22 protein-coding genes and 1 tRNA gene are annotated in these 22,762 nt (G+C 53.9%); 14 read left to right on the top strand and 9 right to left on the bottom strand.

The features are described 5' to 3' along the window. The first annotated feature begins 282 nt into the window (after positions 1-282). From WG929_RS11540 to WG929_RS11510, 7 genes are all read left to right on the top strand, one after another. The gene (locus WG929_RS11540; protein WP_416206133.1) at positions 283-1,323 is read left to right on the top strand and encodes a substrate-binding domain-containing protein; all 1,041 of its coding nucleotides are present in this window, start codon (positions 283-285) and stop codon (positions 1,321-1,323) included. 106 nt (positions 1,324-1,429) lie between these two features. Next, positions 1,430-2,803 (top strand): phosphate ABC transporter permease subunit PstC, encoded by a 1,374-nt coding sequence (gene pstC, locus WG929_RS11535; protein ID WP_416206132.1) that lies wholly within the window; start codon positions 1,430-1,432, stop codon positions 2,801-2,803. After that, positions 2,796-4,070 carry a phosphate ABC transporter permease PstA gene (pstA, locus tag WG929_RS11530; protein ID WP_416206131.1) on the top strand — a complete coding sequence of 425 codons (1,275 nt, stop codon included), beginning with the start codon at positions 2,796-2,798 and terminating at the stop codon, positions 4,068-4,070. The genes pstC and pstA overlap by 8 nt, the downstream gene beginning before the upstream one ends. Before the next feature lie 25 nt (positions 4,071-4,095). Beyond that, positions 4,096-4,899, top strand: coding sequence for a phosphate ABC transporter ATP-binding protein PstB (gene pstB / locus WG929_RS11525; protein ID WP_369855954.1), 804 nt, complete (start codon positions 4,096-4,098; stop codon positions 4,897-4,899). Positions 4,900-4,912: 13 nt separating this feature from the next. After that, positions 4,913-5,668: a phosphate signaling complex protein PhoU gene (gene phoU, locus WG929_RS11520; RefSeq protein ID WP_416206130.1), complete on the top strand. Its 756-nt coding sequence runs from the start codon at positions 4,913-4,915 to the stop codon at positions 5,666-5,668. A gap of 106 nt (positions 5,669-5,774) precedes the next feature. After that, positions 5,775-5,850 (top strand) — tRNA-Thr (locus WG929_RS11515). 118 nt (positions 5,851-5,968) lie between these two features. Next, positions 5,969-6,289 (top strand): DUF3392 family protein, encoded by a 321-nt coding sequence (locus tag WG929_RS11510; RefSeq protein WP_369855952.1) that lies wholly within the window; start codon positions 5,969-5,971, stop codon positions 6,287-6,289. Between the two features lie 788 nt (positions 6,290-7,077). On the opposite strand, the gene trmH is transcribed toward WG929_RS11510, so the two are convergent. Next, positions 7,078-7,785, bottom strand: coding sequence for a tRNA (guanosine(18)-2'-O)-methyltransferase TrmH (trmH, locus tag WG929_RS11505; protein ID WP_416206129.1), 708 nt, complete (start codon positions 7,783-7,785; stop codon positions 7,078-7,080). A 74-nt stretch (positions 7,786-7,859) separates the two neighbouring features. On the opposite strand from trmH, the gene cysZ reads away from it, so the two are divergent. Together cysZ and WG929_RS11495 are read left to right on the top strand one after the other, a co-directional pair. Continuing rightward, positions 7,860-8,579 (top strand): sulfate transporter CysZ, encoded by a 720-nt coding sequence (cysZ, locus tag WG929_RS11500; RefSeq protein WP_416206128.1) that lies wholly within the window; start codon positions 7,860-7,862, stop codon positions 8,577-8,579. A 56-nt stretch (positions 8,580-8,635) separates the two neighbouring features. After that, entirely contained in the window at positions 8,636-9,517 is an 882-nt protein-coding gene (locus tag WG929_RS11495) for a response regulator (RefSeq protein WP_416206127.1), read from the top strand. Here WG929_RS11495 and phoR read toward each other — a convergent pair. From phoR to WG929_RS11475, 4 genes are all read right to left on the bottom strand, one after another. Continuing rightward, the gene (gene phoR / locus WG929_RS11490) at positions 9,498-10,805 is read right to left on the bottom strand and encodes a phosphate regulon sensor histidine kinase PhoR (protein ID WP_416206126.1); all 1,308 of its coding nucleotides are present in this window, start codon (positions 10,803-10,805) and stop codon (positions 9,498-9,500) included. The two genes, WG929_RS11495 and phoR, sit on opposite strands and share 20 nt — an antisense overlap. A gap of 5 nt (positions 10,806-10,810) precedes the next feature. Further along, positions 10,811-11,509 (bottom strand): phosphate regulon transcriptional regulator PhoB, encoded by a 699-nt coding sequence (gene phoB / locus WG929_RS11485; protein ID WP_369855947.1) that lies wholly within the window; start codon positions 11,507-11,509, stop codon positions 10,811-10,813. 109 nt (positions 11,510-11,618) lie between these two features. Then, entirely contained in the window at positions 11,619-12,524 is a 906-nt protein-coding gene (gene ubiA / locus WG929_RS11480; RefSeq protein ID WP_369855946.1) for a 4-hydroxybenzoate octaprenyltransferase, read from the bottom strand. Between the two features lie 2 nt (positions 12,525-12,526). Further along, positions 12,527-13,111, bottom strand: a complete 585-nt coding sequence (locus WG929_RS11475; protein ID WP_369855945.1) for a chorismate--pyruvate lyase family protein — start codon at positions 13,109-13,111, stop codon at positions 12,527-12,529. 147 nt (positions 13,112-13,258) lie between these two features. Here WG929_RS11475 and WG929_RS11470 point away from each other — a divergent pair, with 147 nt between their 5' ends. The 4 genes from WG929_RS11470 to WG929_RS11455 all read left to right on the top strand — a co-directional run bounded on the left by WG929_RS11470 (position 13,259) and on the right by WG929_RS11455 (position 14,854). Continuing rightward, entirely contained in the window at positions 13,259-13,423 is a 165-nt protein-coding gene (locus WG929_RS11470; RefSeq protein WP_369855944.1) for a rubredoxin, read from the top strand. 78 nt (positions 13,424-13,501) lie between these two features. Next, positions 13,502-13,741, top strand: a complete 240-nt coding sequence (locus WG929_RS11465; protein ID WP_416206125.1) for a hypothetical protein — start codon at positions 13,502-13,504, stop codon at positions 13,739-13,741. A 249-nt stretch (positions 13,742-13,990) separates the two neighbouring features. Continuing rightward, positions 13,991-14,263: an HU family DNA-binding protein gene (locus tag WG929_RS11460; protein ID WP_369855942.1), complete on the top strand. Its 273-nt coding sequence runs from the start codon at positions 13,991-13,993 to the stop codon at positions 14,261-14,263. A gap of 6 nt (positions 14,264-14,269) precedes the next feature. Next, entirely contained in the window at positions 14,270-14,854 is a 585-nt protein-coding gene (locus tag WG929_RS11455; protein WP_369855941.1) for a DUF1415 domain-containing protein, read from the top strand. Between the two features lie 134 nt (positions 14,855-14,988). Here WG929_RS11455 and WG929_RS11450 read toward each other — a convergent pair whose 3' ends face one another. The 3 genes from WG929_RS11450 to WG929_RS11440 all read right to left on the bottom strand — a co-directional run bounded on the left by WG929_RS11450 (position 14,989) and on the right by WG929_RS11440 (position 19,462). Beyond that, positions 14,989-16,383 carry an aminoacyl-tRNA deacylase and HDOD domain-containing protein gene (locus tag WG929_RS11450; RefSeq protein WP_416206124.1) on the bottom strand — a complete coding sequence of 465 codons (1,395 nt, stop codon included), beginning with the start codon at positions 16,381-16,383 and terminating at the stop codon, positions 14,989-14,991. A 91-nt stretch (positions 16,384-16,474) separates the two neighbouring features. Beyond that, a complete protein-coding gene (recG, locus tag WG929_RS11445; protein ID WP_416206123.1) occupies positions 16,475-18,553 on the bottom strand; it encodes an ATP-dependent DNA helicase RecG in 2,079 nt (692 codons plus the stop codon). Positions 18,554-18,565: 12 nt separating this feature from the next. Beyond that, positions 18,566-19,462, bottom strand: a complete 897-nt coding sequence (locus WG929_RS11440; protein WP_369855938.1) for a hydrogen peroxide-inducible genes activator — start codon at positions 19,460-19,462, stop codon at positions 18,566-18,568. 281 nt (positions 19,463-19,743) lie between these two features. On the opposite strand from WG929_RS11440, the gene WG929_RS11435 reads away from it, so the two are divergent. Continuing rightward, a complete protein-coding gene (locus WG929_RS11435) occupies positions 19,744-20,592 on the top strand; it encodes an SDR family oxidoreductase (protein ID WP_416206122.1) in 849 nt (282 codons plus the stop codon). A gap of 21 nt (positions 20,593-20,613) precedes the next feature. On the opposite strand, the gene spoT is transcribed toward WG929_RS11435, so the two are convergent. After that, positions 20,614-22,731, bottom strand: coding sequence for a bifunctional GTP diphosphokinase/guanosine-3',5'-bis pyrophosphate 3'-pyrophosphohydrolase (spoT, locus tag WG929_RS11430; RefSeq protein WP_416206121.1), 2,118 nt, complete (start codon positions 22,729-22,731; stop codon positions 20,614-20,616). Between the last annotated feature and the right edge of the window lie 31 nt (positions 22,732-22,762).

Raw genomic sequence — 22,762 nt, 5'->3', positions numbered from 1 at the left:
GATTCAAATTATTTTTCGGAAGTTTACTTCTTTTTGATCGTTGACAATACAGACTGGTCGGAGATTGGTATGAACAAAAATCGGTCATGCAACACGACAAAGGTGACATCGTGCCTAGCTGTGTGCTGTCATGCCCGAAAATAAGCGCCTGTAACTAAAATGAAACATTTTTGTAATAAACAGGTGCGCGTCATGTAGGTGTAATACAGTTACTGGACAATACCTCTCTTTTGAAAACGATCTGCCTGCTGGGAATCATCAGGTTACATTGAAGGAAATAGCATGAAACATTCTCTCGTTGCCGGTGTGGTTTTGCTGGCTTCAGTGTTTAGTCAGAACGCTTTTGCTGAGCGTAACTACATCAGCATTGTTGGCTCCTCAACGGTCTATCCGTTTTCTACGGTCGTTGCCGAACGTTTTGGCAAATCGACCAAATTCCGTACTCCTAAAATTGAGTCTACGGGTTCCGGTGGTGGTCTGAAGTTGTTCTGCTCTGGCGTTGGTGATACCACACCTGACATTACTAATGCATCCCGTCGTATCAAGGCGTCTGAGATTGCCCTGTGTGCCAAAAATGGCGTCAAGGATGTTGTCGAAGTCATGATTGGCTTTGATGGCATTGTGTTTGCGAACGCAGCATCGAATCCTCGTACCTCCTTGTCGCGCAAAGATATTTTTCTGGCGTTGGCAAAAATGGTGCCTGCAGCAGACGGTTCAGCTAAGCTGATCGCCAACCCTTATAAAACCTGGAAACAAATAAACCCTGCCTTGGCTAATACACCGATCACGGTACTGGGGCCGCCGCCAACCTCAGGAACCCGTGATGCGTTTGTGGAATTGGCGATGGAAGGAGGCTGTACCCAGTTTCCGTTTATCAAGGCGCTGAAAAAATCCGATCCAGACAAATACAAGGCGATTTGCCATGGATTGCGTGAAGACGGTGGCTATGTCGAAGCCGGTGAAAACGACAATCTGATTGTACAGAAACTGGCTGCCAGCCCGAATTCCTACGGCATTTTTGGCTACAGCTTTCTGGAACAAAATGAAGACAAGGTGCAAGGCTCGCTGGTTGATGGCGTTGAGCCTACGTTCGGCAATATTGCTGCCGGCAAATACCCAATCAGCCGTTCACTTTATTTCTACGTTAAAAAGGCTCACGTCGGAGTGATTCCAGGTATTGAAGAGTACCTCACTGAATTTACCTCGGCACGGGCTATCGGTGAAGATGGCTATCTCGCTGACAAGGGGATGATTCCGATGGAAGAACCCCGCCGTCGGCAGGTTGCGGCCAGCGTCAAGGCACTGACCCCGATCGGCCAGTAAGCGTCAGGTGCGGAGCCATACTATCGGCTCCGCTTCTGTCATACGGATGTGTTATTCAGGCCGGTAAGATTGACGGCTGTTCCTTGTTCTGTTCAGGCTAGTCATTATGACCTTCAGCATGTTGCTACTTGTCATCGCGATTCTGTTTGTAATCGCATACATTGGCGGCGCTCGCCGAGCCCGCTCCCTGGTCAGCCCCGGCGTCACGTTGAATTCATTGCCGGGCCACTATGGTTCATTGGTCGCCCTTTGGACCTGTTTGCCACCCTTATTGTTAATGTTGTGTTGGGGCATGCTCGAAAGCCCTGTTATCGACCGTTTGCTGGAAGCGCAGTTGCCAGCCGGGATTCAAGCCGAAGGAAGCAACCGCGTGAGCTTGGCGCTGAGCAAGGTTCATAATCTGGCGGGTGGTGCGAATGTGGAGTCCGATCCGGACTTGGCCCCTGTGGTCTTGCACCTGATCGATCTGCAGTCGCGCAACCGCATATTGAGTACTGCACTGGTGTTGGCGTTGGCGTTGGCTGGATTTGGCGTCAGTCTGCGTCGCCTGGCACCGTCACTACGGGCCAGGAACGAAGTGGAGGGCATTGTCCAGACACTGCTGTTCTGCAGCTCCGGTGTGGCAGTACTGACGACCGTCGGGATTCTCAGCAGTGTGCTGTTTGAAGCCTGGATGTTTTTTGGCAAAGTGAATGTCTTTGACTTCCTGTTTGGCACGACCTGGTCACCTCAGGTGGCATTGCGGGCAGATCAGTCCGGTTCTTCCGGCAGTTTTGGTGCCATTCCGCTGTTTACCGGGACCTTGCTGATTTCCATGATTGCCATGCTGATTGCTGTCCCGATTGGGCTGATGTCTGCTATTTATCTGTCTGAGTATGCCACTCCCCGTATTCGTAACTACGCCAAGCCGGCACTGGAAGTGCTGGCAGGTATTCCGACCGTTGTTTATGGCTTTTTTGCTGCTCTGACGGTGGCGCCTATCCTGAAAAGCCTGGGGGCGGATGTGGGCCTGGAGGTTTCGTCCGAGAGTGCATTGGCGGCTGGTCTGGTGATGGGTGTAATGATTATCCCGTTTGTATCGTCCTTGTCGGATGACGTTATTAATGCCGTGCCACAGTCTCTGCGTGACGGCAGTTACGGCTTGGGGGCGACCCAAAGTGAGACGATACGTCATGTTGTTATTCCAGCGGCATTACCCGGTATCGTCGGTGCCGTCATGCTGGCGGTTTCCAGAGCCATTGGTGAAACCATGATTGTTGCCATGGCGGCGGGCCTGGCGGCGAATCTGACGGCAAATCCGCTGGAAAGTGTGACGACAGTGACGGTGCAGATTGTAACCTTGCTGGTCGGTGATCAGGAGTTTGATTCTTCCAAGACTTTGGCGGCATTTGCGCTGGGACTGGTGTTGTTCCTGGTGACTCTGATTCTCAATTTTGTGGCGCTGAAAGTGGTACAGAAGTACCGGGAGCAATATGACTGATCAAGTGACTACCCGTGCCAGGGTAGAGCAAAGCATGACGCGTCGCCGTCGTGCAGAAGTGCGTTTTCGTCTGTATGGCATGCTGTCGATAGGGTTTGGCTTGCTGTGCCTGGTTGTGCTGTTTGGGAGTATTATCCTCAAGGGCGGTTCTGCGTTTGAGCAAACGGTGTTGCAATCGGAAGTATACCTCGACGGAGATTATCTGGAGCTGACTCCGCAATCGTCGGTAGAGGAGCGTCGCAACGCGGACTATGAAGGGCTGATCAAACAGTACCTGAAAGAGTCAATACCGGTTTCTGGCCGCAATGAACGCCGTGCGCTGTATAGCCTGGTCAGTGTGGGTGCACATTGGCAGTTACAGAAAGCAGTACTGGACAACCCGGATCTGATTGGTACCGCCTTAAATATCGAACTGATCATGGATGATGATGTAGACCAGTGGTTCAAGCATGAGCGCGATGAAGGCCGTGCCGGACGCCTGAGCGAATTACAGCTGGGCTGGCTCGAACAGTGGGCGTCTGATGGGCGTTTGAAAAGTCGCTTCAGTACAACCTTCTTTACCAATGGTGATTCGCGGGAACCAGAGTTGGCCGGTGTTCATGGTGCCATGATGGGAACCTTTCTGACGCTGATGGTAACCTTCCTGCTCTCGTTCCCTATCGGGGTGGCGGCAGCGATTTATCTGGAAGAGTTTGCCCCCAAAAATCGTGTCACCGAAATTGTTGAAATCAATATCAATAACCTGGCGGCGGTGCCGAGTATTACGTTTGGCTTACTGGGGCTGGCGATTTTTATCAACATCTTTGGTGTCGCCCGTTCAACGCCATTGATTGGTGGCCTGGTGCTGACATTAATGACATTGCCGACCATTATTATTTCCGGTCGAGCGGCGATCAAATCCGTACCGCCCTCCATTCGTGAGGCCGCCTTCGGGTTGGGTGCCTCAAAGATGCAGGTGGTCTTTCATCATGTATTGCCACTGGCGCTGCCGGGTATGCTGACGGGAACCATTATCGGTATGGCTCAGGCGCTGGGTGAAACTGCACCATTATTAATGATCGGCATGATTGCTTTTGTGGTCGATGTGCCAGGGTTTATTACGGATCCGTCGACGGTGTTGCCTGTGCAGATCTTTCTTTGGTCCGACAGCCCCGAACAAGCATTCACTGAACGGACTTCGGGAGCCATCATCGTATTGCTGGCCTTCCTGATCATGATGAACACTGCTGCAGTCTGGCTGCGTCGTCGTCTTGAACGACGCTGGTAAACGCTAACTATCCGGATTTTTTGTTATGAGTATTATCGAAAACCACAAAACCGACGGCGAACCGTTCTGCGACTCTCCCAAGCTGAAAGCCCGCAGTGTTGGCGTCTTCTATGCCGACAAACAGGCCATCTTTGACGTAAGTCTGGACATTGGTGCCAACGAAGTGATTGCATTGATCGGGCCATCGGGTTGTGGCAAGTCAACTTTCTTGCGTTGTCTTAACCGGATGAACGATACCATTGATATCTGCCGGGTTACGGGGGATATTCTGCTTGATGACGAGGATATATACGGCCCAAAAGTCGACGTGGTACCTCTGCGGGCGCGGGTCGGAATGGTTTTTCAGAAACCGAACCCGTTTCCAAAATCCATCTTCGACAATGTTTCCTATGGCCCGCGTATTCACGGGCTGGTGAATCATCGTGATGAACTGGATGAAGTGGTCGAGCGCAGCTTGCAGCGGGCCGGTTTGTGGTCGGAAGTGAAAGACCGGTTACATTCACCGGGTACTGGTCTGTCGGGTGGTCAGCAACAGCGTTTGTGTATAGCACGAACAATTGCTGTGGATCCCGAGGTGATCCTTATGGATGAGCCATGTTCTGCGCTGGATCCGATTGCAACTGCTAAAATTGAAGAATTGATTGACGAATTGCGAGAGAACTACACTATCGCGATTGTTACTCACTCAATGCAGCAAGCGGCTCGGGTATCCCAACGCACCGCGTACTTTCACCTGGGTCAGTTGATTGAGGTAAACCCGACTGATCTCGTGTTTACCACGCCGCAACATGCACTGACTGAGGCGTATATTACTGGCCGTTTCGGCTAAAAGGAGAGCACAATTGCCAAACAAGGGCGCACCGGTTGAAATGAACTTCAGCCAGCATATATCCGGTCAATTCAATTCGGATCTCGAAGCCATTCGTAGCCAGATGATGGAAATGGGCGGGCTGGTCGAGCGCCAGGTAGCCAACGCCATTGAAGCGATTACCACCGGTGACACGACCCCCGCAGATGACATCATTCGCCGGGAAGATGACGTGGATCGTATGGAAGTCGCTATCGACCGGGAATGCACCCAGATTCTTGTGCGTCGACAACCGGCGGCTTCCGACCTGCGTATGGTTCTGGCCGTCTCTCGCGTGGTTCGCGATCTTGAACGTATCGGCGATGAAGCAACCAAAATTGCCGTTCATGCACTGGAAATCAGTGGCTCGACCAATAGTGGCTATTGCCAGCAGTCGATTCGTTATATGGGCGCAGAAATTGGCAAAATGATTTCAGGAGCGCTGAATGCCTTTGCCCGGAATGACGTCGATGGCGCACTCGATGTGGTTCGTAACGACAAGCTCGTGGATCAGCAATATTCTGCCGCGTTGCGAGAGCTGATTACCTATATGATGGAAGATCCTCGCTCCATCGGTCAGGCGATTAACATACTCTGGATTTTGCGCGCGATCGAACGTATTGGCGACCATGCCCGGAACATATCTGAGCAAGTGATCTACGTTGTCAGTGGTGCCGATGTGCGTCATAGCTCCATTACAGAAATGGAAGAGCGCGCTCACAAGGATGATTTGCCTCATTCCGGAGAGTAAACCGAGTTCGGGCTGGAATTTTCCAGAAAGCGTGGGTTTTTCAGTAGGTTAGGTAAAAAAAATATTGACGGGTGTTGGAAGTATCTATAGTATCCCTGCCCACTTAGCCGGTATAGCTCAGTTGGTAGAGCAACTGACTTGTAATCAGTAGGTCCCGAGTTCGACTCTTGGTGCCGGCACCAGTACTTTAAACCCGCGTATATCGCGGGTTTTTTTATGTCTGCTATTCTGACAGTTCACGGTAAACCCGCAGTATATTATGACCAAACTATTGGTGCTGGATAGAAGGAGCCGTCGTAAATGGCATTGTTGATTTCCTTGTCCGGGTGGTTACGCCCCTACAATGATGAAATAGCGTTGGCGATTATTGCGACTCTGCTGGTGGTCTTTGGAGACAGTATTAATCGAACGGTACGGAAGCTGGTGAGGCAGTACTGGGTAGGCTTTCGGGTCTTGATCTTTGTCGCGCTCTGTACCTTTGGCTACGGCACGTTAACGGTCTGGTTGGTACCTTTACTGGCCCGAGTGTTAATCGGTCTGTCAGCGCCTGTCTATGTGGCCTCTGTTGTGGGGAGTTTTTTGGTGCTGGGGATTCTGGCGGAGAGATACCACAAGGGGTAACGGTGATTGGTTGGTACGCCGGGTGGGTAATCGAATAGCGCGGTGAGAATCTGGCAAGATGCAGATAGTGCGGAGTGCAGCTGAAGAAACAATAGGGGCTAAAAAATTGGGCGACTAGTACATCCTGTACAGGCCGCCACAGCACCCTGGAACAGTCCTGGTTCCTCTGGCATCGTCCTTGTCACAGTCCATCGTGTTGGTCATCCCTGAGCAAATCCATTGCTCTCATTGTCCTTTTACCTTCCTGGTAGGCCTCCTGGCCGGTCTTCCGTGGGCAATCCAATCCATTTGCCTTGCCTTCCTGGCTGATCATCCAATGACGAATATCCCTGAACCTCTTCCAGAGGTGTGTCCTGACATTCCCTTGTGTTGCTCAACCGAGCCGTCCTGATCCCTTATCGCCAATCCCTGGTTTGTCCGGCACATCATGTGCTATGTCCATTTCCTTTGCCGTCCTGGCTGCACTTGCCTGTGCTATATCCTGCTCCGCTTCTTCCTGAAGCGGGTGCCATCCTGGCCATCTTCCGTTGATTTCCTGTCCCTGTGATCGTCACTTTACCAAAGTTGGCCGTGAGCAGAAGTTCCACAAAGCTGCCAATTGCCTGCCATAAAATTGAAATGAAAAATAAATTCCATGAAAAACAAAGGGTTATATTTTTGGTTGGGACGGATGAGAGGAGTATTGCAGGCCAGCTTACGGATTTCCCACACGTTTGTGCGACATCTCGCACAGGTATGTGGGTGTATCTCTCTTTGTCTGTCGTGGGAAGGAAAATAACGCTGGCTGATTACCGGGAGGTGTGCGCGCTCTGTGCGTTCACTTGTTGTGAAAAAGCTTGCGGATCAGCAATTTCACCGTCTTCTCGCAGTGCCGGATAGGGAAGGTTATGCTTCTGGCAGAGTCTGGCTGCCGATGGTTGGCACCATTCAAATAACAAAGCACTGAATCGTACATCGTTCAGGTGACGCTGTTCAAACATACCTGCCCGCTGGCGCTGGCGGGCGGCTTCACAAAGAATGATTGCCGCCGCAACGGAGACATTGAAGGAATGTACCATACCCAGCATGGGAATGATCAGATGTTCGTCAGCCAGTTCGGAGGCCGCATCACTGACCCCTTCTTTCTCTGTGCCCATCAGTATCGCGGTTGGTTGGGTAAAGTCATATTCGCGGAAGTCGATAGCCCGGTCTGTCAGATGGGCTGCACAGACTTTGATGCCGCGCTGCTGGTGGCTACGGATGGCGGCTTCGATATCCGGATGCGTATTGACCGTGACCCAGCTCTCTGAGCCTGCAGCGGCTGCGCTAGTGACACTGTTGAGCCGGTAGGTGGTCGTTGGCCATACGCAGTGCACATCCTGAACGCCAAAGGCATCACAGGAGCGGGCAATCGCAGCGAGGTTGTGCGATTTGTAGACTTCATCGGTAATCACCGACAGGTCTGGCTGGCGTCGGTTGAGGGTGTTGATGACACAACTCAGGCGTTCTGGCGTCATGGTCGGCGATGTCTCTCTGGCTCAAAACGGGGCGGCATTGTATAAAACCTTCCAGTTTTATGCACGGAACAGGTATGAAAGACAATTTATTGATAGGAGCCGGCTATTTGTGGCGCGGCTTTACACTGTTGAATGAACCGGGAATACGCCGTTACGTCTGGCTGCCCATTCTGATTAATCTGGTGTTGCTGGCGCTGGGTATTTATTGGCTGGTTGAGTCTGTTACCAGCTGGGAGTGGCTGGACTCCGGTTGGTTCGGATGGCTTGCCTGGCTGGTTGTGCCCTTGATGTTATTACTCTCGACACTGATTTCAGGTTATCTGTTCAGTGCAGTGCTGTTGCTGTTGGCAAGCCCGTTTTATGGCTTGCTGGCAGGCAAGATCGAACGGCGCCAGGGCCATGTGGTCGAGGATGAATCCATTGCTGCACTGATTCCCCGTACGCTGATGCGTGAACTGGTCAAAATGGGTTATTACCTGCCGCGTTATTTGCTGCTGTTGTTGCTGTCGTTTGTGCCTGGCCTCAATTTGTTGATGCCGCTGGCCTGGTTCTGGTTTGGTAGCTGGGTGATGGCGTTGCAGTACAGCGACTATACCCTGGACAACCAGCAGCAGGATTTTCGTGCCAGTCGCGAACAAGTGGCGACGCAACGCTGGACGGCCTGGGGCTTTGGTGCCTCGGTGTCGGTATTGATGACGATTCCGCTGCTGAACTGCCTGGTGCCACCGGCAGCGGTGATCGGTGCAACCTTGTGGCAGCTGCAACGGCAATCTGATCAGTCTCGGCTAAGCTGAAGATTCGGGGCACCGTCAGGGTGCCAGGATATAAGTTGCTGACCGAGGTGCAGCAGATGGCTGAGCTGACAATTCTGCTAGTCGACGACGCGGCGTTTATTCGTGATCTGGTGAAAAAAGCCGTGCGTCAAACCTATCCCGGTTGTGAGCTGATTGAGGCGACCAATGGCCGCAAGGCGGTGGCGCTATTGGATAGCCATCGTTTTGATCTGGTTCTGTGTGATTGGGAAATGCCTGAGATGTCGGGTATCGAGGTATTGAAATGGATGCGCGAGCAACCGAATTACAAAGCCACGCCTTTTATGATGATCACCAGTCGTGGTGATCGTGATCACGTACTCAAGGCTGTTGAAGCCGGTGTTTCCAGCTATATTGGCAAACCGTTTACGCGGGATGCCTTTGTCGACAAGCTGAGCCGTATGGTGTTTCGGCATTTGAAAGTAAGACCAGCTACCGTATCGGAACAAGCAGTACCTTCAGCAGACCGTAGTGGCGCTTCGGTGTTGATGGGGAATGTGGGCAATCAGGCGCTGGTGGGCAAGACTGCACCAGGGGCGGCCAGAGCCGCCGTTGTTTCTCCCTTGCTGGCCAGATCCCCGCATCCTGAACCGGTGTCAAAAACCGGCGCAAAAGGCCAGGCCAATGTCCGTTTTGCCTCTGGCGTTGAAGCCCGGCTGGTTATCCGGGACATCAGCTTGCAGGAAATGATTGGTGTTTTTCGGCGTCAGGATGCACTGCCGGTGTTACTGGAGCAGGCCGTTGTTGATGTGATTCATCCTGACAATGGTGATATTGCCCGGATTAATGCGTTTGTTCGCATGTTGCAGGCGCAAGAGCCGCATCCGGACGCCGAGACTGTCCAGATTCGACTGCGCTTTGTCGATGACGATCCGGACAAGCTGGATGCCTTGTCGCGGTTTATTGGCCAGGCGCGCTAGTGTCAGAAAGACGACTGCCGGGGAAAACGCAGGTAAACGTGCTGCCCTTGCCTTCTTCGCTGCTGATTTGCAGTTCACCATCATGATGCAGCAATACGTGTTTGACGATGGCCAGTCCTAGACCGGTGCCGCCGGTGGCGATGCTGCGGCTCGGGTCGGCGCGATAGAAACGCTCGGTCAGGCGGGGAATATGATGATGAGCAATACCGATGCCGTTGTCAGTAACACTGAAATAACCTTTGCCGCCCTCTGAGTACCAGTGCAGCTTCACATGGCCGCCTTCGGGGGTGTATTTCACCGCATTAAATACCAGGTTGGAAAAGGCACTGCGGAGTTCGTTATAAAACCCCATCAGCTTTTGGTCGTGGTCAATACTCAGCGAGAGAGTGTGTTTGTTGCTGCTGAGAGAGGCTGCGTCACGGCGAATCGCTTCCAGCAGCGGTTGCAACGCCACTGGCTGAGCCTGCTCATTCTCACCTGTTTCCAGCCGCGACAGCATCAGCAGATCCTTGAGCAGATTTTCCATGCGATGACTCTGCTCGCTCATCTGTTGCAGCATGCGTCCCCAGCGGGGTGGCAACATTTCAGAAGCAGCTTGCATGGTTTCGACGTAGCCGGAAATCACCGTGAGGGGGGTGCGTAACTCGTGGCTGACGTTGGCGACGAAGTCTTTGCGCATTTCTTCCAGTTGCTTCAGGCGGGTGACGTCATGCACCAGGATCAAGCGGTCTTTACGGCCAAACAAGGTGATATTGAATTGCAGGTAAATACGCGGGTTGATTGGAGAGCGAATGGTCAGCGGTTCGCGGTAGTCCGCCTTGTCGAAGTAGGCCTTGAACTCCGGCGTTCGAATCAGGTTGGTAATGGGCTGGCCAATATCAACCGGGCTGCGTAAGCCAAGGTAGTTTTGAGCGGCCTGATTCCAGAACTCCAGTGCCCCGGTGGCGTCGACCATCAATACCGAATCCTGCAGCGCGGCGGTTGAATCCTGTATGCGGTTGATAATGGCCTGCAAGCGCTGTTGATGTTTGATGCTGCTTTGTTGCAAGCGCTGGTTTTCCGTAAAAATGGAACCCCAGATACCGAGTGTGCGTGGCAAGACGGTGGTTTGTCCCTGATCCAGCCAGCGATGCAGGCGATAGAGCTGCAGCCACTGCCAGGAGATATAGATGCCCATCATCAGGCACAGGGCTTCCAGTGGCTTGCCAAAATAATAGTAGCCACAGCCAACGGCAAGTATCAGCAGATAAAGGATTCGGCGCAGCTCTCTGCGCCAGACAGGGGTCATCAAAATCAGGAGGCTTTGATCGAAAAGCGATAGCCCGTGCCACGAACGGTCTGAATCAGCTGTTCGTGGGATTCGCCAAGCGCCTTGCGCAGACGGCGAATATGGACATCGACGGTACGTTCTTCAACGTAGACATTACCACCCCATACCTGATCCAGTAGCTGGGCGCGGGAGTAGGCGCGCTCCTGATGGGTCATGAAAAATTGCAACAGGCGGTACTCGGTAGGGCCAATATCAATCGGGTTACCATGGGCGGTCACCCGGTGACAGACCGGGTCGAGCATCAGGCCACTGACCTCGATTGGTTCTTCAATGCCTTGCGGCGTTGAGCGCCGTAAAACGGCCTTCAGGCGCGCCACCAGCTCACGCGGTGAAAACGGTTTGGTGATGTAATCGTCCGCCCCCGCTTCCAGTCCTTGAACCTTGTTATCTTCTTCGCCCTTGGCAGTCAGCATGATGATCGGCAGCTCGGCAGTTCGATCTTCGCGCTTGAGGCGGCGAGCAAACTCGACACCGCTGGTGCCTGGCAGCATCCAGTCAAGCAAAATCATATCTGGCTTTCTGTCGATAATCTGCGCATGTGCTTCCTGTACATTCGCTGCTTCAAGGCATTCATACCCGGCCATTTCCAGGGCCACGGCTATCATTTCCCGGATCGGGGCTTCATCGTCCACAATAAGAACGGTCTTGCCTGCTTTGGTCATAACGGCTCGTCACGCAAATGTCACAATAGGAATAATGCGGGGGTATTACACTGATCCAGTGTTACAAGCATGTGACACTGCTGAGATTGGCGTCAAGCATATTGCCTGATCAGGGCAAAGATGGCGTCGCCAGGGCGTAGTTCAGCACCAGGCCAACCCAAATAATCGCGCCATACCAGTGAGCTGCCAGAAACTCCTTTAAACAGGCCATACGCTCACGGCTGCGGATGGCACGTAATTGCCACCACAAATAACCACCTGCAATTAACCAGGCGAGGTAGAATGGCCACCCTGCGTCTAATTGGCTGCCTGTCAGTAGCAGACAAAAATGCGCCATGCCATAAAGAATGGCAATCATGGTGACGTCCAGATCACCAAACAGGATTGCGGTGCTTTTGACACCGATCAACAGATCATCGTCGCGGTCGACCATGGCATAAATGGTGTCATAGCCGACGGTCCAGCAGACGTTAGCAATAAATAACAGCCAGCAGAGGGATGTCAGTTCATTGGCTTGCGCAGCGAACGCCATGGGAATTGCCCAGGAGAACGCAGCTCCGAGAAACACCTGTGGCAGGTGCGTGTGGCGTTTCATGTAAGGATAAAGTGCTGCCAGAGCAACCCCGCCGAGTGACAGCCAGAGGGTCAGGGTATTGGTCATTAACACCAGCAGCAAGCCGATCAGACAGAGCATAACAAAACCGATCAGCGCCTCGCGGTCGGCTATGCGGCCCTGCGTCAGGGGCCGATCCTGCGTGCGTTTGACGTGGCGGTCGATATGACGATCGGCGTAGTCGTTGATGACACAACCGGCGGAGCGCATCACAAATACTCCGAGGGTAAAAATCACCAGGTTGGCAATCGATGGCAAACCTTCGGCGGCCACCCATAGCGCCCATAGCATCGGCCATAACAGCAGGTAGGAACCGACCGGTTTGTTCAGCCGGGTCAGCTGAATCCACTGATGCCAGCGTGGCCAGAGTTTATCGAGTGTGGCAGACAGAGGTGATTGCATAATCAATGCCTTGTGTCGTCTGGCGAATGGAAGCGCGGTGATAGCAGTAGCGAAGAGAACGCCTCCGTTACCAGTAGAGGCGCACCGTTGATTGTAAACACGGAGCGCCTTGTCCAGCAAAAACAATGCGCACTGTCGGTTACCGGTTGACAGGCTTGACTGAACTTCAATGGTTGTCGGCGCAAGCTGGCCTGGCTGAATAAGTAGCTGCCAAGAGAACGATTGCCAAGATGACGAATTGGCTGACCAACCCTTGCCAAGCTGGTCAAGGGAATGACGGTACGGGCTCTTACCAGCTCGTATTGCCCCTGGCGCAGTGATACTTCGCGTACCCATACCGGTTGCCGCCAGCGCAATTTCAGGTCGGCACATTCAGAGGGCAAGGCTGGGCCGTGATATTGTCTGACGACATCGACCGAAAACTCAGCGGGATTCAGCGCCTGCAAACGTTTGGTCAGCGATCCGGCGTCATCAAGCCAGTAGCGCCAGGGTCGGGGAATGCCCGCCAGCGCAGTTTGAAAACGTCCACTCCAGCGAGGCGCGGTTGCCAACAGCCGGGCGTGGTATCGGGGTGTAGTGCTTTTCATGGCGGCGCAGCATGCGGCAAATCGCATTTACTGGCAAGAGGATTGCCCTGTCCATTGATTTTATCCGGGTTGGCCAGTAGCTTAGGCGCCTTTACCGCTGACACGAGTGATAAACGGCGGGTAAACAAGCGATTGACAGGTATTTGCATGAAAAAGTGGCAGTGCGTGGTGTGTGGCTGGATTTATGATGAAGCCGAAGGCGCACCGGAAGAAGGTATTCCACCAGGGACTTGCTGGGAGGATGTACCGGATGACTTTACCTGCCCGGATTGTGGTGTTGGCAAAGACGACTTTGAAATGATCGAGATTTGATCATTGGCTCCTGTCTCTCCTTCATCCCCGGTCACTCTCCCTGAAGCCCCTTGGTCATTGATCATTCTGGGTGCCGGAATGGCAGGCTACCGTTTGGCTCGCGAATACCGCCAGCGTAACGCAGACGCCACAGTACTGCTGATTTGCCCTGACGGCGGGCAACTGCTGCAGGCCAGTGCCGCCGAGATGGCAGATACGCTGGGCATCGCCGTACTGAATAATACTCATGTCACCGAGATCGACCGGCTCAACGGCAACCTTGAGACACCACTGGGGCGTTTTGTGTTTGAGCGGCTGATGCTGGCGACGGACGCCTGAGTGATGGGAGATTGCTGCCTTGCTGACAAACCATGAAGCGTATCAGCATCTTGATATTGATGATCGTGGTATATAGCAGAATTTCAGGATTCATGCCTTGATTGCTCGACTATGCTTTAGCGCATGCGTCGCTGACGAACAAGCCGTATTCCAATACCGATTGACCGATAACCACTGTTTTTCTGAGCCTGCGCTGCAGGCCCGTACAATCCGGGCGTTATGCCCAACTTATTGAGAGGATTCAACTCCATGCGTAAACCAGAACTGGCGGCAGCCATTGCTGAAAAAACCGACCTGAGCAAGGAAAAAGCGACAGAAATCATCACCGTGGTGACCGATCGTATTGCCCAGGCGTTGGCTGAAGGCGACAACGTAAGCCTGATCGGCTTTGGTACGTTTGAGGTGCGTCAGCGCGCTGAGCGTCAGGGTAAAAACCCGCAGACCGGCGAGCCAATTACCATTGCTGCCGCCAAGGTACCTGCGTTCAAGCCTGGCAAGGCGCTGAAAGACTCGGTGCAGTAAGTCGCCATGACGGATGCCGCAACGCTCACCCGGCGCTGGGTCGAACTGCTGGTGGTAGGTGAAGGACTGTGTCCTTTTGCCGAGCCAGTGATGCCAGGTCTGCGGATTGACGTCTGCGAGCATCCGGATCTTGATCAGGCCACTGCGGAGTTTATGGATTTACTCACCGAAGTGGCCAGGGCCGATGCGGATGCACTGCCAACTGCCCTGTTTGTAGTGCCAGGGTTGGTCAAGGAATTTGATGAATACTGGAACTGGAGCCTGATTTGCGAGCAGTTACTGGTACAAATGGGGTATGAAGGCCTGTTACAACTGGCCACATTTCATCCCAACTACTGTTTTGATGGTGAACCGCTGGATGATCCAGGCAACTTCACCAATCGATCACCCTTTCCCATGCTGCACATTATTCGTGAAGCACATATTGAACAGGCGCTGGCGTCGGTGCCCTTCCCTGAGCGTATTCCCGTGCGTAACCAGAAACATCTGCGACGCTTGGGTATTCAGGGTGTGCTGGCATTAATGCCGGCGCTGGCGGATACCGCCGTACTGTCTGATCAACCTGCGGGCCGGTGTTCGCCGCAGGAGTAGTCGGTGCAGGTTACCCCTGATGGCTGTGGCTCTTCTGATCAAACGATGTGGAATTCACACCTGAATTCAACGATTAACCGCAACACTTGAATATTCACTGCGAGAGACAAGTGACCGGTGAGTGAGAACGCCCCCTAGGCCGACAGTGCCTGCACCAAATCGCTTAATTCCCCAACATGGGAGACCAGCTCTTCGATCGCCTCTCCGGCAGCATTGTCACTCAGACCCAGCGCGCTGAGCGTGTCCGGGTCGAGGGCTTCTTGCGGGCCATCACCATAACCGTGGGCGCGTAAGCTGCGAGTGGTGACGTTCAGAATCCGGGCGTAAACGGCGTGTTCACCGTCGTAGTGGGGATTATGTTGCTGACGCAAGGCGACCACGACTTCTTCCGGCAGATCCCACTGCTGCAGCAAGCTGGCGGCGATCTGTTCGCGGGTAAGCGCCAGCAGGTGGCGCTCGATATAGCAGCGATTGATATGAGGATTGGCTTCTATATGGCGATTTATCAGCGAAAATTGCGGCGGAAAGACGTGCGCCAGCACCAGAAAACCAAAGTTATGCAGCAGTCCGCAGAGATAGGCGAGGCCACTATCCGGGCGGTTTTTTAACTTGCAACGGCGGGCCAGGTCGCTGGCCAAAGCGGCCCCCAGTACGGCTTGTTGCCAAAAAGGAGTGTAGCCTTTCGGGCCTTCACGAGGCACATCAAGGCTGCGCCCCAGCGCCAGGCCGAGAGCCAGGTTCATCACCAGGTCAAACCCTAGCACTCGTAAGACGGCTTCTTCGACCGTGGTAATATTGCCTCTGGATCGATAGTAGGGTGAACGAGCCCAGCTGAGGATCTGGGCACTCATGCTGGGATCCAGTTCAACGGCCTGTGCCAACGATACCGTGTCGGCATTAGGATCGATCCGCAATTCAATGATACGGCGAGCGGTTTCTGGCAGTGGCGGCAAATCGAGGGTGTCTTGCAGGCGCTGCTGAATACGCAATGGAGTGAATTGCCGTACGGCAGCGTTGATGTCATTGGTATCTTCTGCGGTGGTCGCATGATACAGATCGGTCTGGATCGGGGCCGAATAATGGCCAATATGCGAACGTGTGGTGAGTGCCCGGAATTGATCCGCAGGCAAGCGCAGGCAAGTGTTGGTCGTACTGGACTGTATATACAGCTCATCCAGCTCCAGCAATGAGTGATCAATCAGGCTTTCTATCTGGGTCAGTTGTGGCAGCGCAGGAGAGTCATCAAGCCCCAGTTTTTGCTTCAGCGCTTGCAATTCATCCGGTGACAGGGCTGTAAATTGCCGTCCCAGCTGATGTGCCAGCTGGTTCAGATCCAGTAGCCGATTGGATGGAATCAGCACCTGTACTCTGCCGTGGACATCTTTCAGAAAAATAACTTTTGCCAGGCTGCCAGGCGCTGGCGTTGCACTATCCATGATCATGGTTGGATCACCCGTTGTGTCGTCGCTGGTTGTGTGATGAATATTCCATTGCCCGAGTGCCTTTTTAACTGAGGCCAGAAACGCCATGACCACTCCGTTGATTTCAGTGTTAGTACAGACAATATAGATCAGATAGTCGTCTTTGCCCGTTCTGAACAATCAACGGATCATGAACGGCTTATACTGCGGCATAACGTTCGGCATCTCCGAGCCAGCGCAGGATCAACGGCTCGACCCGTTCAGGATGCTGCTGCCAGAGCTGGGTTGCCATCTCCCGTACCTGGGGGAGCAGTTCGGCATCGCGTTGCAAGTCGGCCACCCGCAACATTTGCAGTCCGGTCTGGCGGGTGCCAAGTACTTCGCCCGGCCCGCGCAACATCAGATCCTGTTCGGCAATATAAAAACCGTCCTGACTTTCACGCATCACTTGCAGGCGTTGCTTGCTGGTGAGTGACAACGGCGCCTTGTACAGCAATACACAATGGCTGGCGAGGGAACCACGGCCGACGCGGCCACGTAGCTGGTGCAGTTGTGCCAAGCCCAGGCGCTCCGGGTTTTCGATCACCATCAGGCTGGCATTGGGCACATCAACCCCCACCTCGATCACGGTGGTGGCGACCAGCAGATCCAGCTCGTGAGCTTTGAAGGCGGCCATTATGGCGGCTTTTTCGCTGGTTTTCATACGCCCGTGTACTAACCCGATACGCAGATGGGACAGTTGTTCGGCCAGCTCGGCGGCGGTGTTTTCTGCGGCCTGGCATTGCAAGGCTTCGCTTTCTTCAATCAAGGTACACACCCAGTACGCCTGGGCCTGCTCACGACAGGCGTTATCGACGCGCTGAATCACTTCCTCGCGGCGCTGGTCAGACACCGCCACCGTGGTGATAGGGGTACGACCAGGTGGCAGTTCATCAATGATCGACGTGTCCAGATCTGCATAAGCACTCATCGCCAGAGTACGGGGAATAGGGGTTGCGGTCATAATCAACTGGTGAGGGGAGAGGCCGCCGAGGTTACCCTTTTCTTTTAATGCCAGGCGCTGGTGGACACCAAAGCGATGTTGCTCATCTACAATCACCAAGCCGAGGCGATGAAACTGTACCTCATCCTGAAACAGGGCATGAGTGCCTACAATCAGCCTGGCTTGGCCGCTGGCGATGGACTCCAGTGCAGCGACTCGGGCCTTGCCCTTGGTTTTACCGGCCAGCCAGCCACAATGAATACCTAACGGCTCGAACCAGCCGCTCAAGTTCTGAAAGTGCTGTTCCGCGAGGATTTCCGTCGGTGCCATCAGCGCGACCTGAAAGTCCGCCTCTAACACATGACAGGCTGCCAGTGCCGCGACCAGTGTTTTACCAGACCCGACATCTCCCTGTATCAGCCGCAGCATTGGCAGTGGCTGGGAGAGGTCGGTAACAATGTCCACCGTTACCCGTTGCTGGGCGCGGGTAGGAGTAAACGGCAGCTGTTCGAGCAGCGCATTGTGCAACGTCCAGGTGTCCTGAATGGCGGGTGCACCTTGCTGTTGCAACTTTGAGCGCAAGCGTTGCATTGACAGTTGATGCGCGAGTAATTCTTCGAGAATCAGCCGACGCTGAGCCGGGTGGTGGCCACTGGCCATTTCGGCCAATTCTACTTCTCGGGGTGGGCGGTGCAAAAACAGCAATGCCTGTTTGAGCGATGGCAGCCCCCATTGTTGCAGCCAGTCGAGTGGTAACAAATCGTCCAGTGGAATGTTGTTGGCTGCCAGCCACTCCAGCGCCTGCTCCATCAGCAAGCGGATACGCTGTTGGCTGATACCTTCGGTGGTGGGGTACACGGGGGTCAGCTGCGGTTCTGGCAGGTCATCCAGACTGGTTTCCAGCAGTTGGTATTCCGGGTGGTAAAGTTCCAGCCCGCTGGCACCACGGCGGGCTTCACCATAACAGCGTACCAGTGCGCCGCGCCGGAACTGGCTTTTCTGTGCGGCATTGAAGTGATAGAAACGAATGCTTAATACGCCGCTATGGTCGGCAATTTTTACCAGCAGACTGCGGCGCTTGCCGAACAGTACATCGGCCGACCGCACTTCTCCCTGAATCACAGCAGGTTGCTGATGTTGCAAGCTGCCAATCATCTGGATACGACTGCGATCTTCGTAGCGGAAGGGCAGGTGGAACATCAAATCGGCCAGCGAGTGAATATTCAGCCGTTGTAGCTGTTCTCGCAGTTTTGGGCCGACACCCTTGAGCCGGGTCAGATCAAGCTGTTTGTCCATAGCGGGATGGGCTTAGCTAATACGGCACTGACGTGCGGTATCCAGCAGCAAATCGACGGCTTGCCCGCGTGGGAAGCTGGCCCGCCAAGCCAGTGCAACGGTACGAAATGGCTGCGGATTGGTGAACGGGCGGGTGATTACCAGGGTGAGATCAAGGTTGTTCACCGCGCTTTCCGGCAACACCGTAATACCCAGTCCAGACGCCACCATGTGCTTCAGGGTTTCCAGTGAACTGCCCTCCAGTACGCTGCCAAGGCGGGTATGGTGCTTGTGGCCGAGCACCGGACAATATTCGAACACCTGATCGCGAAAGCAATGGCCTTCGCCGAGCATCAACAGATCTTCATCGGCCAGTTGATCGGGGGTGATGGTTTGCTGGGATTTCCACGGATGGTTCTTTGGTAACACCACGACAAAGTTTTCATCATAGAGAGGGCGTGTCAGTACATCCGGCTCATTAAATGGAAGCGCTACAATGATGGCATCGAGATCGCCGTCGCGCAGCTGACGCCGCAATACTCCGGTATAGTTTTCTTCCAGATACAGTGGCATGGTTGGCGCACGCTGGTGGATCTGTGGCACCAAATGCGGAAACAGATAGGGGCCGATGGTGAAAATTGCGCCAATCTTGAGCGGTGAGCTGAGTTGATCCTTGCCGGAACTGGCCAATTCACGAATGGTTCTGGCTTCCTCTAACACCCGTTGTGCCTGGGCGACGATACGTTCACCAATGGGCGTGATTGAGACCGCACTTTTACTGCGTTCGAAAATGGCAATATCCAGTTCACCTTCCAGCTTTTTGATGGCGACACTGAGGGTGGGTTGGCTGACAAAACACTTCTCGGCAGCTCGGCCGAAGTGTTTCTCCTGGGCGAGCGTCACGATGTACTTGAGTTCGGTCAGGGTCATAATTGGCTGCCTTCATGGCTATTTTAAGTTTGATTTAGTCTACCTATGGAACGGGCGGAGTAAAAGCCTGAACTGCGGGATCGTGCTCAGGCGTTGACTAATATAGTAAACAGGTAAAAATACGTTCGCACGAGAGGGTGGAAAAGCGGAACCGCTGAATTTACCCCGGTGGCGTTATCGGTCGCTTGTGTTACACGGCCTCTGCCCGGCTTGCCGTGGTCGGCGGGCTGATCGATGTACCAGACAACGCTCAGTAGCAGTTTGATCACCAGGAGAATTTGATGGCACGTATTCTGATTGTGGGCGCAGGCGATGTTGGCGGCACGCTGGCCATGCAACTGGCTCAGCACCATCAGGTGTGGGGTTTGCGGCGTAGTGGTGGAGCAAACAGCGCTAACCTGCAATGGTTACAGGCCGATGTGACCGACCCGGAAACACTACAGGAGTTACCAACGGATCTTGATCTGGTGATATACAGCGTGGCATCGCCAGTGTTTTCGAAAGAGGGCTATCACGACTATTACGTCAACGGGGTACGGCATGTTTTGCAGGCCTTGGCAGATCAACGTTTGCGGCGCTTTATCTTTGTATCCAGCTCCAGTGTGTATCATCAGATGGATGGCGAATGGGTCGATGAAACCTCGGCGACCGCGCCTCATTCCTTTGCCGGCAAGGAGCTGTTACAAGCCGAGCAAGTACTGCAAGACAGTCGTTTTGAGAGTACAGCCGTCCGTTTTACCGGCATCTATGGCCCCGGTCGTAATCGGCTGATTGAGCAGGCGCGTCATGGTGGCCATTGCGACCCTGAGCCACCGGTGTGGACCAATCGCATCCATCGTGATGACTGCGTTGGGGTACTGGCGTTACTGTGCGAAAAAGCCTTGGCTGGTGAGCCGTTGGAGACGTTGTATCTGGCGACCGACGATGAGCCTGCCACCTTGTTTGATGTGTTGGAATGGCTGAAGGATCGTATTGCTGAAGTGGATCCGGATCACGATATGCCAGAAGTCACGCGGCGGGCCAATCGCCGTTGTCGTAACGATCGCCTCAAGGCGTTGGGCTACGTATTTCGCTTCAGTAACTACCGGGAAGGGTATGACGTTATGCTGAGTGAGCTGGGTTACGAATGAGAGCCAGGCAAAAACGTCAGGTCAGTTTTTCAGTCTGACTATTTTGTTAACACCGGCAACGTTACGTAACTTGCGGATGACCCGCGCCAAGTGTTTGCGCCCCTGAATATTGACCTTTAGCTGAGTAACGCTGAGGCGGGCATCGCGTTCCTCGACACTGATCTTGTCGATACTGGCATCCGCCATGTGAATGGCACTGGCGAGATCAACAATCAGACCACGGCGGTTTTCCATATAGACCTTGAGGTTGACGGTAAACTCGCTGTCGATGTCTTTTTCCCAGCTCAGGGTGACGCACTTTTCCGGGTTATTACGAAAATCTTCAATATTGCGGCAGGTTTCTGTGTGTACCACCAGACCCTTGCCAGAGCTGACGTGGCCGAGAATCGGGTCGCCAGGGATGGGGCTGCAACATTTGGCGAAACTGACTACCAGGCCCTCGGTACCACGAATAGAAAGGGGACGTTCTGCGCTGGCTTGCAGATCGATATCGGTGCCCCGATAAGCGGCCAGGAAACGTCGTGCCATTAGTGGTGCCATGCGATTGCCTGAACCAATTTCTTCAAGCAGATCGTCAAACTGTTCCAGACCGGTTTCTTTCAGCACCAGATCGATCTGGTCGCGATCAACATCGGCCAACGACTTGTCGAGCCCGGCCAGTGCTTTATTTAGCAGCCGTTCACCCAGTGCCACGGATTCCGAGCGGCGCTGGTTTTTCAGATAGCTGCGGATATTGGAACGTGCCTTGCCGGAGACAACAAAATTAAGCCAGGCTGGATTCGGTTGGGCATTGGGAGCGGTCACCACCTGTATCGTCTGACCACTTTGCAGCTTGGCGCTGAGCGGTGACAGTTGCCGATCGATGCGACAGGCAATGCACTGGTTGCCAACATCGGTATGCACGGCGTAGGCAAAATCAATGGCAGTGGCACCGGCTGGCAAGGTAAGAATCTTGCCTTTTGGGGTGAAGACGTAGATCTCATCGGGAAACAGGTCGACCTTGACGTGCTCGACAAACTCCAGCGGACTGCCCGCGTTTTTTTGCAGCTCCAGCAGGTTCTGCACCCATTGGCGCGCCCGCTGGGAGCCACTGGTCTGATCACTTTCGGATTTATACAACCAATGCGCAGCAATGCCATAGTTGGCCATGGCATCCATTTCTTCGGTACGAATCTGGATTTCGATGGGGACGTTGCCAGCGTTAAACAGCGTGGTGTGGAGCGACTGGTAACCGTTCGCCTTGGGAATGGCGACGTAGTCCTTGAAACGGCCGGAAATCGGCTTGTAGAGGCTGTGCATCAGCCCGAGGATGCGATAGCAGGTATCGACTTCATCGGTGATGATACGGAAGCCATAAACATCCATGATTTCATCGATGTCTTTTTTCTTCGACTTCGCCATCTTGCTGTAGATGCTGTACAGATGCTTTTCACGGCCCACCACTCGGGCCGAGATGTTGTACTCGCTCAGGCGGCCGCGAATGCTGCTTGAAATCTGCGAAATAATTTCGGCGTGGCGGCCACGGTGGTTCTTGACGGCTTTGCGAATCAGCTCTGAGCGCATCGGATGCATGGCTTCAAAGCAGAGGTCTTCCATTTCGACACGGATGCTGTTGAGACCCAGCCTGTGCGCAATAGGAGAATAGATGTCCAGGGTTTCACGGGCAATGCGGCGGCGCTTGTCGGGACGCAGCGGCCCAAGTGTCCGCATGTTATGCAAACGGTCGGCGAGCTTGACCAGAATCACGCGAATGTCTTTCGCCATGGCCATGGCCATCTTCTGGAAATTTTCGGCTTGTTGCTGCTCTTTGTCTTCAAAATGGATGTGCGTCAGTTTGGAGACACCATCCACCAGATCCGTCACCACATCGCCAAATTGGGTGGCCAGCGCAGGCTTGGGAACGCCTGTGTCCTCGATCACATCGTGCAGCATGGCCGCCATCAGGCTCTGGTGATCCAGGTGCATGTCGGCGAGGATGCTGGCGACTGCCAGAGGATGAATAATGTAGGGTTCACCACTGCGCCGACGCTGGCCGTCATGGGCCTGCTCGGCGTAGTAGTAAGCCCGGCGCACCTGCTGGATTTGCTGGCGGCTGAGGTAATGCGACAGTCGTTCGGACAAGGCATCAAGAGTGGGCATGAGGGTCTCCGAAGGGTTGATGCGCTGTCGT

Origin of the sequence: Oceanobacter antarcticus (genome assembly GCF_044962685.1) — a bacterium.
Classification (GTDB): Bacteria; Pseudomonadota; Gammaproteobacteria; order Pseudomonadales; family Oceanobacteraceae; genus Oceanobacter; species Oceanobacter antarcticus.
The sequence above is the reverse complement of the archived record's forward strand: the minus strand, read 5'-3'. Positions and strand labels throughout refer to the sequence as shown.